Genomic DNA, 15,432 nt, shown 5'->3' on the forward strand with positions numbered 1-15,432 from the left:
GAAGGGGCCGGCTCGCACTCGAGCCGGCCCCTTGGTTCAGACAGGTCAGACGACGACCGAGACCATCCGGCCCTTGACGACGATGACCTTCTTCGGGGTCTTGCCGCCCAGCTGCTCGGCCACCTCGCTCAGCGCCGCCGCCCGCACGGTGTCCTCGTCCGCGTCGGCCGCGATCTCGACCTTGCCCCGGACCTTGCCGTTGACCTGGACCGGGATCGTCACCGACTCGGCCACCAGGTAGGCCGGGTCGGCCTTCGGGAAGTCCGCGTACGCCACCGAGGTCTCGTGGCCCATCCGCTGCCACAGCTCCTCGGCCAGGTGCGGGGCGAACGGGGCGATCAGCCGGGCCAGCGGGTCGGCGACCTCGCGCGGGGTGCCCGCGGACGAGATCTGGGTGACCCGGTTGGTCAGCTCGATCATCTTGGCGATGGCCGTGTTGAAGCGCATCTCCTCGATGTCGACCCGCACGCCGTCGATGACCCGGTGCAGCAGCCGGCGCGTCTCGCCGTCCAGCGCGTCGTCGGTGACCCGCAGGCCGTCGGTCTGCTCGTCCACGACCAGCCGCCAGACCCGCTGCAGGAAGCGCTGCGCGCCGACGACCGCCCGGGTCTCCCACGGGCGGGAGACGTCCAGCGGGCCCATCGACATCTCGTACACCCGGAAGGTGTCCGCGCCGTAGCGCTCGCACATCTCGTCGGGCGTGACGACGTTCTTCAGCGACTTGCCCATCTTGCCGTACTCCCGGCTGACCTCCCGGTCGCCGAAGAAGAACTTGCCGGTCTGGCGCTCCTCGACCTTCTCCGCCTCGACGTACACGCCACGCGCGTCCTTGTACGCGTACGCCTGGATGTAGCCCTGGTTGAACAGCTTGCGGAACGGCTCCTCGGAGGAGACGAAGCCGCGGTCGAACAGCACCTTGTGCCAGAAGCGCGCGTACAGCAGGTGCAGCACCGCGTGCTCGACGCCGCCCACGTACAGGTCGACGCCGCCGACGTCGCCCGGCTGCTGCGGGCCCATCCAGTACCGCTCGTTCTCCGGTTCGACCAGCTTCGAGGAGTTCGCGGGGTCCAGGTAGCGCAGCTCGTACCAGCTGGAGCCGGCCCACTGCGGCATCACGTTCGTCTCGCGGGTGTAGGTCTTCGGCCCGTCGCCCAGGTCCAGGGTGACCTCGACCCACTCCTTGGCCCGCGACAGCGGCGTCTCCGGCATGCTGTCCGCGTCGTCGACCTCGAACGTGCGCGGCGAGAAGTCCTCGACCTCCGGCAGCTCGACCGGCAGCATCGCCTCGGGCAGCGCGATCGGCATCCCGGTCCCGTCGTAGACGATCGGGAAGGGCTCGCCCCAGTACCGCTGGCGGCTGAACAGCCAGTCGCGCAGGCGGTACGTGATCGCGCCGACGCCGTGCCCGTTCTCCTCCAGCCACTCGATGATCGACGCCTTGGCCTCGGCCACGCCCAGGCCGTTCAGGAACGACGAGTTGATCGCCGGTCCGTCGCCGGTGAACGCCTTGCCCTCGAAGCCGTCGGACGGCTGCACGGTACGGATGATCGGCAGTTCGAAGACCTCGGCGAACTCCCAGTCCCGCTCGTCCTGGCCGGGCACCGCCATGATCGCGCCGGTGCCGTAGCCGGCCAGCACGTAGTCGGCGATGAACACCGGCACGGACCGGCCGTCGACCGGGTTGACCGCGTAGGCGCCGGTGAAGACGCCGGTCTTCTCCTTGGCGTCGGCCTGCCGCTCGACGTCGGACTTGCCCGCGGCGAACGCGCGGTAGGCGGCGACCGCCTCGGCCGGGGTGGCCGCGCCGCCGGTCCACTTCTCGTTGGTCCCGTCCGGCCAGGCCGCGGGCAGCAGCGAGTCGACCAGCTCGTGCTCGGGGGCCAGCACCATGTACGTGGCGCCGAACAGCGTGTCGGGGCGGGTGGTGAAGACCCGGATCGGGGTGCCCGCCTCGGTCGCGAAGTCCACGTGCGCGCCGCGGGACCGGCCGATCCAGTTGCGCTGCATGGACTTGACCTTGTCGGGCCAGTCCAGCCGGTCCAGGTCGTCCAGCAGGCGGTCGCCGTATGCGGTGATTCGCATCATCCACTGGCGCAGGTTGCGCTTGAAGACCGGGAAGTTGCCCCGCTCGCTGCGCCCGTCCGGGGTGACCTCCTCGTTGGCCAGCACGGTGCCCAGGCCCGGGCACCAGTTGACCGGGGCCTCGGAGATGTAGGCCAGGCGGTGCTCGTCGACGATCCTCCGGCGCTCGACCGCGGACAGCGCGTCCCAGGCGCGGCCGTCCGGAGTCGGACGGGAGCCGTCGGCGAACGCGGCGATCAGCTCGTCGATCGGGCGGGCCTTGTTCTGCTCCGCGTCGAACCACGAGTTGAAGATCTGCAGGAAGATCCACTGGGTCCAGTGGTAGAACTCGGTGTCGGTGGTGGCCACGCTGCGCCGGTCGTCGTAGGCCAGGCCCAGGCGGCGCAGCTGGCTGCGGTACCGCTCGATGTTGGCCTCGGTGGTCGTGCGCGGATGGGTACCGGTCTGCACCGCGTACTGCTCCGCCGGCAGGCCGAACGAGTCGAAGCCCATCGGGTGCAGGACGTTGTAGCCCGCCATCCGGAAGTACCGCGTGTAGCAGTCCGTGCCGATGTACCCCAGCGGGTGCCCCACGTGCAGGCCGGCGCCCGACGGGTAGGGGAACATGTCCATCACGTACAGCTTCGGGGCCCCGGCGCGCGGGTGGTTCGGGTCGCTGAGCGGGCCCGTCGGGTTCGGCGCGTGGAACGTGCCGTGCTCGGACCAGTAGTCCTGCCAGCACGCTTCGATGTCCGTCGCCATCGCGGCGGTGTAGCGGTACGGCGGGATGTCGACCGCCCCGTCGGTCACTGCCTCGCTCATGACTTCGTCGCCACCCTCGGGTCTCGGAATTCCCCAACATTGTCCGGGCATGAAAAAACCCCTCGCGCAGGAGGGGTCGCCGTGCTGTTCGCGAGGTGTGTTCGCGTCAGCACGGCTCGCTAAGAAGCCGGACTACCCGGGTCATATCCGCAGTGTACCGCAGCCCGCGAGGGCATTTCCGAGCGCTAATGCTCGGTGGCGACCGGCGCGCCGCCCGCGCACTCGACGTCGTAGCGCAGCCGCTCACCCCGCTTGCGGAACTCGACCTGCGCCTTGGTGTGCACGCCGAGGTCGGCCCGCACCACCTGGGCCCCGCTCGCCGGGAAGACGCCGACCAGGCTGACCTTCTGGCCGACACAGAGCGCGACCACGGTGCCACCCGCGGTGGTCACGCTGGTGCTCGACCGGCCGGGGGTGGTCCGGTCGTCGCCGGCCGGGGTCGCCGCGGTGCTCGCCGGCGGCTCGGTCGCCGCCGGCTCCGCGCTCGGCGGCGGCTCCGGCGGGGCGGGCTCGGACGACGCGGACGACGGGGCGGGCTGCGTGATCACGGGAGCCGGCCGGAGCGGGTCGGCGGTGCTGGTCGGCTCCTCGCCGGAGCCGCGCAGCGCGACGCCGGTGAGCAGGGCGGCGATCGCGACCAGGGCACCCACGCCGAGCAGTACCCGGCGGCGGTCGCCCGGGTGCTCGACCGGCTCGGTCGCGTCCGCGGAGACGCCCGGCAGCAGTGGGAGGGCGACGAGTTCGGTGCTGTCGTCGGGCTGGGCGGTGCCGGGGGCGGGCTCTTGCAGTACCACGGAAAAACGCGGCACGATGCCCGCCGCTCTGGCCAGCCGGGCCGCCACCACCACGGCCTCCGGGCGCCGCCGCGGCTCCTTGGCCAGGCACTGCATGCACAGCTCGCGCACGTCGGCCGGGAGGTCGGCCAGCTCCGGCAGCGGCGCCGGGGCGACCGTCATGTGGGCCATGACCATCTGGGTCGTGGTCTCGGAGTCCCAGGGCAGCCGGCCGGTGAGGCAGCGGTACAGCAGCAGCCCGAACGCATAGACGTCGCTCGCCGTGGTGATCTCGCCCGCGACCAGCCGCTCCGGGGCCAGATAGGCGGGCGTGCCGAGGACCTGCGGGGAGCCCTCGTCGATGTCCGGCACCCCGACGAAGCCGACGATGCCGAAGTCGAGGACCTTGGCCGCGTCCGGCGTGAGGATCACGTTGGCCGGTTTCACGTCGCGGTGCACCAGGTCCTCGGCGTGCGCGGCGGCCAGGCCGGCGGCCACCTCGGCGCAGATGCGCAGCGCGGCCGGCGTCGGCAGCGGGCCGTGCAGGAGCCGCTCGGCGAGGGTCGGGCCGCGGAGCAACTCCATCACGACGAACGGAACCTGATCCGAAGTCTCCCCGTAGTCGTACACACTGGTGATGTTCGGATGGGTCAGCCGCGCGGCCGCCTGCGCCTCGAGCCGGATGCGCCGGCGCCAGTCGTCGTCCGCGGCCAGCCGGGAATTGAGCACCTTGACCGCGACCGCGCGGTCGAGGACCAGGTCGCGGGCGCGCCACACGACGGACATGCCGCCCTCGCCCAGCTGTTCGGCGAGGAGGTACCGCCCGTTGAGCAGTTGCCCGGCATCCATCCTGCCCAGTGTGCCCCAATCGACGCGGACCGACACGGGGAAGGCCCGTTTAGCGCAGATTTCGACGGGTACGTCGGCGCGGCCAGAAAACTCCGGCCGACTGGTCGACTGGGATGTCCGATATCAACGTATTCGCGTCCGGCGGCTTGTCAATTCCCCGGCTAGCCTGAGGGGATAACAACGGCTCGGTTGCAATCTGATGACAACGTTTTTCTGCAACCGGGCGGTTCACCTATGGGTCTTACACCTAACGGTGGCCACGGCACGACCACGAGGAGGCCAGTTGACCAGGCACCGCACGTTCGAGGAACTCGGCGCGCCGCTACCAGCGCCCGAGTTCCGCGCCGCGACCGATGCGATCGTGTCCAACATCGAGCAGGTCATCGAGGGCAAGACCGCCACGGTGCGGCTGGCGCTCGCGGTGATGCTCGCTGAGGGCCACCTCCTCATCGAGGACGTTCCCGGCGTCGGCAAGACCAAACTCGCCAAGGCCCTCGCGCGGTCGATCGACTGCTCGGTCCGGCGGATCCAGTTCACGCCCGACCTGCTGCCCAGCGATGTCACCGGCGTGAGCGTCTACAACCAGGAGACCCGCGACTTCGAGTTCAAGCCCGGCGCGGTGTTCGCGAACATCGTGGTCGGCGACGAGATCAACCGCGCGTCGCCGAAGACCCAGTCGGCGCTGCTGGAGAGCATGGAGGAGCGGCAGGTCACCGTCGACGGCGCGACGTACCCGCTGCAGATCCCCTTCATGGTGGTGGCCACCCAGAACCCGATCGAGATGGAGGGCACCTACCCGCTGCCCGAGGCCCAGCGCGACCGGTTCACCGCCCGCATCGCCATGGGCTACCCGGACATGAACGCGGAGCTGGCGATGCTCGACGTCCACGGCCGCCACGACGCGCTGGACGACCTCGCACCGGTCTCCGACGGCAGCATCATGCGCCGGATGATCGCCACGGTCCGCGACGTGCACGTGGCCGACGCGGTCAAGCAGTACGCGGTCAACATCGTCACCGCCACCCGCGAGTCCGGCGAGCTGCGCCTCGGTGCCTCGCCCCGCGCCACGCTGCAGCTGCTGCGCACCGCCCGGGCCGTCGCCGCCATCGAGGGCCGCGAGTTCGTCCTCCCCGACGACCTGCAGGCGCTCGCCGTGCCCGTGCTCGCCCACCGCGTGATCCCGACCGCCGAGGCCCAGCTGTCCCGGCGCACCACCGACGCGATCATCGCCGAGCTCGTGCACCGCCTGCCCCTGCCGTCCGACCGGCAACCGCGCTCGCCCTACGACACCCGGCCGCAACCGCAGCAGCAGCGGCCCCAGCAGTACGGGGGCCGCTGAGCATGCGAGAGGCGCTGCGGGGGCTCACCACCCGGGGTCGTAGTTTCCTGGCCGCCGCCGCAGCGGCCCTCATCGCCGCGCTGATCCTCGGCGAACGCGACCTGCTGCGGGTGGCCCTGCTGCTCGCCGCGCTGCCGCTGCTCTCGGCGGCCTATGTGGGGCGGACCCGCTACCGCCTCTCCTGCAGCCGCACGCTCGACCCGCACCGCGTCCAGGTGGGCGCGAGCGCGCGGGTCATCCTGCGGCTGCAGAACCTCTCGCGGCTGCCCACCGGCACGATGCTGCTGGAGGACCGGCTGCCCTACGCGCTGGGCAGCCGGCCGCGGCTGGTGCTGGAGAAGCTGGGCGCGCACCAGGCCAGCTCGGTGGCGTACACCGTGCGGGCCGACGTGCGCGGCCGCTACGAGGTCGGCCCGCTGGTCGTGCGCCTGACCGACCCGTTCGGGCTGTGCGAGCTGACCCGGGCCTTCCCGTCCGTGGACCGGCTCACCGTGATCCCGCAGGTCGTGGCGCTGCCGTCGGTGCGCCTGGCCGGCGAGTTCGCCGGGTCCGGGGAGAGCCGGGCCCGCTCCGTCGCCGTGCACGGCGAGGACGACGCGGCCACCCGGGAGTACCGCTACGGCGACGACCTGCGCCGCGTGCACTGGCGCTCCACGGCGCGCACCGGCGAGCTCATGGTGCGCCGCGAGGAGCAGCCGTGGGAGAGCCGGGCGACGGTCGTGCTCGACACCCGCTCCACCGCCCACCGCGGCGAGGGCCCGACGGCGAGCTTCGAGTGGGCCGTGTCCGCGGCGGCGAGCATCGCGGTGCATCTGCGGCACGCGGGGTACAAGATGCGGCTCGTCACGGACGCCGGTGTGGACGTCGACGCGACCGAGATCGACGGCGACGGCCCCCTGCTCGACCAGCTCGCCGACGTGCGGCTGGCCCAGCGCGGGGACATCGCCACCCTCATCGAGCGCGTCCGCCGGCGCAGCGACGGCGGCCTGATCATCGGCATCTTCGGGCTGCTGTCCTCGGCCGAGGCCGAGCTGCTGGCCGGGTTCCGAACCAACAACGCGACCTGCATCGCGCTGTTCATCGACTCCTCGACGTGGCTCAACCTGCCGACGGCGGCGCGCGAGGAGGCGGACAAGGCGCGGGGCGTCGCGTCGCTGGCGCTGCTGCGCAGCGGCTGGCGGGTCGTCGGGGTGCCGCACGGGGCCAAGCTCTCCGGGCTGTGGCCGCAGACCGGCCGCGGTTCGCAGGGCTTCGCCTGGCGGGCCGCGTCGGCTGAAAGCGTCGCCGGAGGAGTGCGTTGAAGTCTTTTGTCTGGGGGGCCAGGTGAACCAGCGCAAGCATTTGACGTTGATCGCGGCCGGGTCGGCGTTTCTCGCGTCGCTGCCGCTGATCAACGTCTTCGACCACTACACCTGGGCCATCCGGGCGTTCCTCGTCGTGGCCGTCATGTGCGGGGTCGGGCTGCTGGTGCGCAGCCTGCGGGCGCCCGCGTGGGCCCCGACGGCGGCCATGGCGCTGGCGGCGCTGCTGTCGCTGACCTGGCTGTACCGCAGCCACGAGGAGTTCCTCGGCATCCTGCCCTCGCCGGGCACGATCGCCCACTTCGGGCAGCTGCTGCGCACGGCGTCGGAGGAGATGAGCGAGTACGCCACGCCCGTCGGCGACCGCGAGGGCTTCCTGTTCCTCGCCACGCTCGGCGTCGCCGCGGTCGCGCTGCTCGTCGACCTGTTCGCGGTCGTGCTGCGCCGGCCCGCGCTCGCGGGTCTGCCGATGCTCGCGATCTACTCGGTGCCGGTCACCGTCGACACCGAGACCACCGCGTGGTTCCCCTTCGCGCTCGGCGCCATCGGCTTCCTGTGGCTGCTGGTCACCGACAACGTCGACCGGGTCCGCCGCTTCGGGCGCCGCTTCACCGGCGACGGCCGCGACGTCGACCTGTGGGAGCCCTCGCCGCTCGCGGCCGCGGGCCAGCGCCTCGGCGCGATCAGCGTGGCCGCGGCCGTGCTCATCCCGTTCGTCCCGTTCGCGATGCCGGCCGGCGTGCTCGACAGCCTCGGCACCGGGGCCGGCGGCGGGGGCGCCGGGGTCGGCAACGGCAAGAACGGCAAGTCGGTCAGCATGTTCGCGCTGCTGTCCGGCCAGCTCACCCGGGACAAGCCGTTCGACATGGTCAAGGTGACCAACAACGACGACGACCACCCGTTCTACCTGCGCTTCAACGTGCTCGAGGACCTCAACAACAAGGGCTTCGCGGCCCGCCCGATCACCGGCGGCGCGCCCGTCAGCAACGGCTTCAGCAAGCCCGAGTGGGGCCCGCAGGTCAAGGCGGAGACGCACACGGCCAAGATCGAGGTCACCAACGAGCTCGCGATCAGCTTCATGCCGATCTACACGTGGCCCTCGAAGATCGACAAGCTGAGCAACCAGTGGGCGTTCGATGCCAAGACCGCCGTCGTGTACTCCACGAAGGACAACACCGCCAAGAAGACCTTCAACATCACGTACCAGCGGCCGGACATCAGCCCGGACCAGCTGCGCGGCGCCCCGGCCGTCAACCTCTCCGACCCGCTGCTCAAGGACCTGGCCACGGCCCCGAGCAACCCGTTCGTCAAGAGCAAGGTCGACGAGCTGATCAAGGGCAAGAACAACGAGTACGACAAGGTCAAGGCGATCTACGACTTCTTCTCGCCGGACAACGGGTTCGTGTACGACATCACCACCGGCCCCGACACCAGCGGCACGAAGATCGCCGACTTCCTGACCAACAAGCGCGGCTACTGCGCCCAGTACGCGGCCGCCTTCGGCTGGATGCTCCGCGAGGCCAAGATCCCGGCCCGGGTGGCCTTCGGCTTCGCCCGCGGCGGCACGCGCAACGGCAACACGATGACGCTGACCAACTTCAACCTGCACGCCTGGACCGAGGTCTACTTCCCCGGGTACGGCTGGCTGCCCTTCGACGCGACCCCGTCGACCCAGATCAGCGGCTCGGTGACGGCGTCGTACCTGCCGGCCGCGGGCGCCGTGACCGGCGACGACTCGGTCGACCGGCCGGGCAACGACCGCAACCCGCAGACCGACACCTCGGCCGCCCCGCAGGCCGCCGACCCGCACAACAACCCGGGCGACACCACGGGCCAGTCGGGCGGCACGGGCGACTCCTTCGGCACGATCGTGAAGGACTTCGTCCTGAGCGCGGCGGGCATCACGCTCTTCGCGGTGATCGTGGCGCTGCTGCTGCTGGCGGCGCCGGCGTTCTCCCGCTCCCGCACCCGGCGGCACAGGCTGAGCTTCGGCCCGACCGTGACACCGATGGCCACGCCGGTCGGCGACGGCCCGGCGATGCAGGTCATCCCGGACGAGGGCACGCTGACAACCGCGCGGAACGATGCGCACAAGGCCTGGGACGAGCTCATCGACACGATGGTCGACTACCGGGTCCCGATCGACGAGGCCGAAACCCCGCGGGCGACCGTGGAACGCCTGGTGGTGAAGGAACGGCTGCAGGAGCAGGCCGCCTCGGGGGCCCGCCTGATCTCGACGGTGGAGGAGCACGCCCGTTACGCGCGGCGGCCTCTCACCGGGCGGGAGTTGCGGTCGGCGATCACGGCGGTGGAGTCGGCGTTCGCCTCCAACGCCACGCGGAAGGTACGGCTTCTGGCCCGCTTCCTGCCCCCGTCGGTACTCCGGCGGTGGCGGACGGCGTTCTCGAACAGCTCCAGCGGGGCGGCGCTCTCGATGGGGCGCGGGTGGGATGCGGCTATGCGTACCTTGAGCGTGCGGCGGATTGTGGCTCGACGGGCTGATCAGTAACGCCGGCACTTTTCTTTGGGGCCGCTCCTGCTTCTTGCGGGGGCGGCTCCTTTTTGTCCGATAAGTCGGGCGCTGACGCGCCGCGACTTATCGGATTTTTCGCCTGGCGGGTCTTATTTCCGATTTGTGGGTGTCGCTGCGGCGGAATTGATCTTTCGTTCGGTGAAACTGTCACGCTCGGCTGCGGTGGAGAGGCTCATTTGAGGCGTGGGACGAGCAGACAAGCGATGTGTGTGCGGCCTGGTCGCCCTCCGCGGCAGCGCTCATCCCGTATGGACCGCACGGGTCCCCCACGGACCGCCACGACCGGATCGAAGTGGGGTGGCGTGTGCGCGGGGTCCAGAGCGGGCCGGCAGGCTTCGGGGCGATGGGATTCGGCAGGCACGGACGCCATGGTCGGCGGTGCGGAGGCTGATGGCAGCGGGCCCCTGGAATGTGGCGAGGCTCGGCAGGCTGGCGGCGACGCGCGGGCTGGTTGCGGCCGTGGCGGAGGGTGGCACAGCCGGCGGCGGGCGATGGCACGGCGGACCGTAGAAAGGCAGCGGCCCTCAGCTCACGGCTCGACCGGCGGGCGATGGCGCGGCGGGCGATGGCACCGCGGGCGATGGCACGGCGGACCGTAGAAACGCGGCGACCCTCAGCTCACGGCTCGACCAGCGGGCGATGGCGCGGCGGGCGATGGGCTGCGGGCGGCGGCAATCGTCAGCTCGCGGCTTGACCGACGGGTCGGGGGCGCGGCGAACGTGCGGACGGCGGCGGCGGGCGGCGGGCGGCGGATCAAGGCTCAGCAGATGGGCGCAGGGCAGCGGCAGACACGCGGATGGCAGCGGCAGACGGGCGGAGAGCGGCGGCGGACACGAGCAGGGCGGCGGCAAGGTCGCGGCGAAAGCGGTGGCGATAAGGCCACTACGCCCGATCAAGCCCGCAAACCACCCACCCCAGGTCGAGCATCCAACTCCGTGGCTGCTCGAGGGCATGGTTGAGCCACCTGGGGCCGTCCGTGGTCAGCGGGCGGCCCGAGCCCAGCCGGCGAGCCGCTAGAGGTCACCCTCAGGACGGCGGCGCCAGCGCTCCTCCAAGCGGTCCACCAGGCCACCACGGCGCTGGCGGGTCCGGCGTGTGGCCGTTCCGCCGACCGCGTGCAGGTCGGTGGACTGGCCGCGGCGGTACGCCTGGACGCCGAACGCCAACGCGCCCAGCATCACCAGGAAGCCACCCACGCCGAGGAGTGGAATTCGAATAGCCACGCCGTAGACAAGCAGCGCCATGCCGGCCAGCAGGAGGATCCCTGCGACGATCATCCGGCGCTTGGCATGGAACCGCGGGTCGGTGGCGCGCACCGCCGAAGCAAACTTGGGATCCTCGGCTAGCGACCGCTCGATCTGCTCGAACAGCCGCTGCTCGTGCTCCGAGAGCGGCACGGCACTCCTCCCCGGTCGCGAAGGCCGGCCCCTGAGAGGACCGGCAGTCCGGCACAGCCGGACGGCTGCGTACTGGCAAGTTTACGAGGGGTTCAACCCGTCGGAAAGCGGGACGATGGTCCGGCCGTGCCGATTTTCCGACGAGTCTTGCTCCTATGTCCTTCCATTGTGTCCTCTCGGTGCCTGTTCCGTCCCCTCCCCGCGCGGTGCGGCTCCGTTTCCGTCGGTGCGCATCCCGTCGCCGCGCAGCAGGCTGGCCGGCTTGACCAGCCCCCGGCCGAACCGCGCGGCGACCGCGTCGGCGGCCCGTTCGGCGTCGCGCCAGCCGTGGTCGCGCTCACCCAGCGTCATCTGCCGCGGCGTACCGTCGGCGTGCACCAGCCCCTCCACCCGCACTCCGACCAGCCGAATGCGCTCGCCCGGGCGCCCGGCCTGGAACAACGCCCAGCCGATCTCGAAGATCTCGCGGGCCACGTCGGTCGGCACGTCTACGGTGCGTGACCGGCTCAGCGTCTGGAAATCGGCCAGCCTGATCTTCACCGCGACCGTCCGCCCGGCCTGCCCGGCGTGCCGGAGGCGCTCGGCGACCTTGCCGGACAGCGCGAGCATGGTGCGTCGGATGGTCGACAGGTCGCTCACGTCGACGTCGAACGTGGTTTCCGCGCCGATCGACTTCTCCACGTGCTCGGGAATCACCCGTCGGGGGTCCCGCGCCCAGGACAGCTCGTGCAGGTGGTGCGCCGCCGCGTCCCCGACGGCCGAGCGCAGCATCCCCACCGGCGCCGCCGACAGGTCGCCGATGGTCTTGAGCCCCAGCCGCTGCAGCGCCTCGGCCGTCCGCTCCCCCACGCCCCAGAGCGCCTCCACCGGCAGCGGATGCAGGTACTCCAGCTCGCGGTCCCGCGGCACGACCACCATCCCGTCCGGCTTGGCCCGCGTCGACCCCAGCTTGGCCAGGAACTTCGTGCCGGCCACCCCGACCGAACACGTCAGCCGCTGCTCCTTGGCGACCCGCGCCCGGATCTGCGCGGCGATCTCGGCCGGCCGCCCGAGCAGCTTGCGCGCCCCCGCCACATCGAGGAACGCCTCGTCGAGCGAGAGCGGCTCCACCAGCGGCGTCACGTCCCGGAAGATCGCCATCACGGCCTGCGACGCCTCCGTGTACGCCGCGAAGTCCGGCGGCAGGAACACCGCCTGCGGGCACAGCCGCTGCGCCCGGCTCCCCGGCATCGCGCTGCGCACACCGTATTTCCGCGCCTCGTAGCTCGCCGCCGACACCACCCCGCGCGGCCCCGCCCCGCCGACGATGACGGGCTTTCCCCGCAGCTCGGGCCGCCGGCGCACCTCCACCGAGGCATAGAACGCGTCCATGTCGACGTGCAACACGGTGCAGCCCGTGTCATCGGCGCCCGGGCCGAACTCCTCGGCGCCTCCGCGTGGTACCACCTGACTTCGCCCCACACCGCAGACCCTAGCGGCCCCCTATGACAAATTTGACGAAAACTTAGGTTTGCCTTACCTTCCGGGCATGGCCAATGTCGCGATGACCTCGCCCCTGGCGCCGGTCGTCGCGGCGCTCGAGGGACTCCGCCGCCGTCACCCGGCCCTGACCTGCAGCGTCGTCCCCGGTCTGGTGATCACCCCGACGGCGGACTGGACAAGAGCCATAAACCCCGAAGCCGCGGCGGTACTCCTAGTGCTCGGCTGGACCCGCGCCCGCCGAGTCCCCCTGTTGCTGCCCAGCGAGACCTACCTGAACCGCGCCGGTCAACTGGGCGTGCGCCGCGCCGACATCGCCGTCCTCGCCGACGACCCCGCGGCTGGCTCCCCGGGCGTGCTGGTCGCCGCCGACCGGGACGAGCTCCTGGCCCTGGTCGCCGACCACGCCGGGCCCGACATGCCGCGCCTGGAACTGGCCCGCCACGTACGCCACCTCACCGCCCTCCTGGCCACCCCCGCCCTGCCGAAGCCGCGCCGCCGCCACCCGGTCCTGCAGCCCTGACCCACCCCGGCCCACGCCGGCACACTGCCCGCCACCCGGTCCTGCAGCCGTGGCCGGCCCCGGGCCGCGCCGACACTGTCCGCCACCCGGTCCCGCAGCCCTGACCCACCCCGGCCCGCGCCCGGCACTGCCCGCCACCCCACACGGCCGTGCGGCGTCAACGCGCGCATCGACGAGGTCGAGCCAGGCCCGCATCAGGCGGCGATCGGAGGCCGCGCGACCTGCACCGCGACCCAAGAACTGTCCGCCGCCCCCACACGGCCGTGCGGCGTCAACGCGCGCGTCGACGAGGTCGAGCCAGGCCGGCATCAGGCGGCGACCCGAGCCCGCGCGACCTGCACCGCGACCCAAGAACCGCTGGTCAATCCTTGATCACCGCCGCCCGAGCCGCCACAAAGCCCGCGAATGCGCATATATGACCGGTCAGGGTATAAGTCCGAAATGTCGGGCCGAGGCACGAGGCCCGACATTTCGTGACAAACAGCACCCTACCGCCGCACGACCAGCAGCGGGATCTCCATCTCCGCCCGGGTACTGGAGCCGTGGAAGGCCACCATCTCCCCCAGCCGCGCCGGCTCGTGGTTGCTCGCCAGCAGAATCCAGCGGTCCCGGCACACCGCCACCACGTCGCCGATGCGCTGCAGATGGGATTCCGGGACCGGGCCGAACCAGCCCGCCGCCACCGCTTCCTCCCGGGGGACGATCCAGGCCCGGTCGCCCAGGACCGAGCGCCACGTGGCCAGGACGTCCGCCTCCGCGCCCGGGACCGTGTGGAGGTAGCGGACCCTTGCCTCGCCCGTGACGAACGCGACGCCCTTGGTCAAGGCCGGCTGGTCCGCCAGGTCCAGGCGAAACTCCGGCGGGATGTTCAACTGGCCGTGGTCGGCCGTCACCAGCAGGGCCGTGTCCGGCGGCAGGGCGTCCACCAGGCGGGTCACCAGGCGGTCCGCGTCCGCCGCGGCCTGGTGCCATTCCGGGGTGGCGATGCCGAAGTCGTGGCCGGCGCGGTCCACGTCCGGGAGGTAGCCGTACACCAGGCGGGACTCCGGCAGCGCGGCCAGCATCTCCTCCGCCACCGCGTCCGCCTCCACGCCCGGGCCGAGGCGGGCGCCGCGGTACGCCGACTGGGACAGGCCCGTGCCGGCGAAGCGGGGATTCGTGACCACCGTCGGGGCCAGGCCGGCCTCGTGGGCCCGGGTGAATGCCGTCGGGATCGGCTGCCAGTCGGCCGGGTCCGGTTCTCCGGTCCAGTGCAGGTGGTTCACCACCTGGTCGGTGCCTGGCCGATGCAAATTGAAGCCGACGATGCCGTGCCGGCCGGGGGCCGTGCCGGTGCCCAGGGTGACCAGGCTGACGGGGGTCGTGGACGGGAAGCCCGAGGTGATCGGGCGGGCCAGGCCCAGGCGGCCCTCGACGATGTCGGTCATGGTGGGGGCGGCGAGGGCGGCCAGGGGGAGCTGGTGCCAGCCGAGGCCGTCGAGCAGGACCACCGCGATCCGGCGGACGCCGTCCAGCTCCGCGGCCAGGTTCAGGACGTCCTCCGCGCCCGGTACGCCCAGGGCGGCCAGCGCGGTCGGGAGGACGTCGGCCAGGCTGTCGTGGCCGTAGCGCGGCTCGACCGGCGCCAGGAGGTTCATCCGCGGCGGGCGAGGAGGTGGAGCTGGGTGGCGATGTCGCGGTACGGCGGGGTGCCGGCCAGGGCCAGCTCGAACGCGGCCAGGGCCTCCGGCTCGCTCTCGGCCACGGTGCCGGGGACCAGGTCGGCGACCACGCGGACGCCGTGGACCTGCTCGACGGTCAGGCCGCACTCGTCCAGCAGGGCGGTGGCGGTGCCGGCGTCGTAGCGGCGGCGGAGGCGGTCGCGGCTGTCGCCCCGGCCGTCGGGGCTCGCCACCAGCAGGGACGCGGCCGCCAGATGGCCGCTGATCGCGCGGGCCAGGACGGCGGCGGCGCGGTTGGCGACCACGACGCTGGCCGCGCCGCCGGGGCGCAGGGTCCCGGCGAGCGCGGCGACGACCTTGTGCGGGTCGTCCACGACCTCGAGCAGGCTGTGGCAGAGGACCAGGTCGACGCTCTCCGGCTCGACCAGGTCGGCCAGGCCGTCGCCGTCGCCCTGGACCGCGCGGACCCGCTCGCCCACGCCGGCCTCGGCGGCGCGGCGGATGAGGGCGGCCAGGGCGTCGGGGCTGGCGTCCACCACGGTGACCGTGTGGCCCGCCTGCGCGAGCGGCACGGCGAAGCCGCCGGTGCCGCCGCCGACGTCGAGGGCGTTCAGCGGACGCTCGGCCCGGGCCAGCTCGCGACGCAGCACCTGCCAGACGACCGCGGTGCGGGGCGCAGAAGACTCCACCCCGG

General features: G+C 72.1%; 10 protein-coding genes. 4 read left to right on the forward strand and 6 right to left on the reverse strand.

Translation table 11 applies throughout. The features are described 5' to 3' along the window. Positions 1-45: 45 nt before the first annotated feature. Positions 46-2,883: a leucine--tRNA ligase gene (leuS, locus tag ACQPZ4_RS42400; RefSeq protein ID WP_433049479.1), complete on the reverse strand. Its 2,838-nt coding sequence runs from the start codon at positions 2,881-2,883 to the stop codon at positions 46-48. Between the two features lie 185 nt (positions 2,884-3,068). Continuing rightward, positions 3,069-4,505: a serine/threonine-protein kinase gene (locus tag ACQPZ4_RS42405; protein WP_433049482.1), complete on the reverse strand. Its 1,437-nt coding sequence runs from the start codon at positions 4,503-4,505 to the stop codon at positions 3,069-3,071. 283 nt (positions 4,506-4,788) lie between these two features. Here ACQPZ4_RS42405 and ACQPZ4_RS42410 point away from each other — a divergent pair, with 283 nt between their 5' ends. The 3 genes from ACQPZ4_RS42410 to ACQPZ4_RS42420 are packed head-to-tail and all read left to right on the forward strand — an operon-like array spanning position 4,789 to position 9,654. Next, positions 4,789-5,844, forward strand: a complete 1,056-nt coding sequence (locus tag ACQPZ4_RS42410; protein ID WP_433049485.1) for an AAA family ATPase — start codon at positions 4,789-4,791, stop codon at positions 5,842-5,844. A 2-nt stretch (positions 5,845-5,846) separates the two neighbouring features. Beyond that, the gene (locus tag ACQPZ4_RS42415) at positions 5,847-7,145 is read left to right on the forward strand and encodes a DUF58 domain-containing protein (RefSeq protein ID WP_433049488.1); all 1,299 of its coding nucleotides are present in this window, start codon (positions 5,847-5,849) and stop codon (positions 7,143-7,145) included. Between the two features lie 22 nt (positions 7,146-7,167). Then, positions 7,168-9,654 carry a transglutaminase TgpA family protein gene (locus ACQPZ4_RS42420; protein ID WP_433049491.1) on the forward strand — a complete coding sequence of 829 codons (2,487 nt, stop codon included), beginning with the start codon at positions 7,168-7,170 and terminating at the stop codon, positions 9,652-9,654. Positions 9,655-10,691: 1,037 nt separating this feature from the next. On the opposite strand, the gene ACQPZ4_RS42425 is transcribed toward ACQPZ4_RS42420, so the two are convergent. Together ACQPZ4_RS42425 and ACQPZ4_RS42430 are read right to left on the reverse strand one after the other, a co-directional pair. Beyond that, positions 10,692-11,075 carry a DUF3040 domain-containing protein gene (locus ACQPZ4_RS42425; protein ID WP_433049494.1) on the reverse strand — a complete coding sequence of 128 codons (384 nt, stop codon included), beginning with the start codon at positions 11,073-11,075 and terminating at the stop codon, positions 10,692-10,694. 153 nt (positions 11,076-11,228) lie between these two features. Then, complete coding sequence (locus tag ACQPZ4_RS42430) at positions 11,229-12,536, reverse strand: DNA polymerase IV (RefSeq protein WP_433049496.1); 1,308 nt, start codon at positions 12,534-12,536, stop codon at positions 11,229-11,231. 67 nt (positions 12,537-12,603) lie between these two features. On the opposite strand from ACQPZ4_RS42430, the gene ACQPZ4_RS42435 reads away from it, so the two are divergent. Then, on the forward strand, positions 12,604-13,077 hold the full coding sequence (locus ACQPZ4_RS42435) for a hypothetical protein (protein WP_433049499.1): 474 nt from the start codon (positions 12,604-12,606) through the stop codon (positions 13,075-13,077). Positions 13,078-13,565: 488 nt separating this feature from the next. On the opposite strand, the gene ACQPZ4_RS42440 is transcribed toward ACQPZ4_RS42435, so the two are convergent. Beyond that, a complete protein-coding gene (locus ACQPZ4_RS42440) occupies positions 13,566-14,714 on the reverse strand; it encodes an alkaline phosphatase family protein (RefSeq protein ID WP_433049502.1) in 1,149 nt (382 codons plus the stop codon). After that, positions 14,711-15,427, reverse strand: a complete 717-nt coding sequence (locus tag ACQPZ4_RS42445; protein WP_433049505.1) for a methyltransferase domain-containing protein — start codon at positions 15,425-15,427, stop codon at positions 14,711-14,713. The genes ACQPZ4_RS42440 and ACQPZ4_RS42445 overlap by 4 nt, the downstream gene beginning before the upstream one ends. Between the last annotated feature and the right edge of the window lie 5 nt (positions 15,428-15,432).

The sequence above is a fragment of the Dactylosporangium sp. CS-033363 genome (genome assembly GCF_050942475.1).
In the GTDB taxonomy this organism is placed as follows: domain Bacteria; phylum Actinomycetota; class Actinomycetes; order Mycobacteriales; family Micromonosporaceae; genus Dactylosporangium.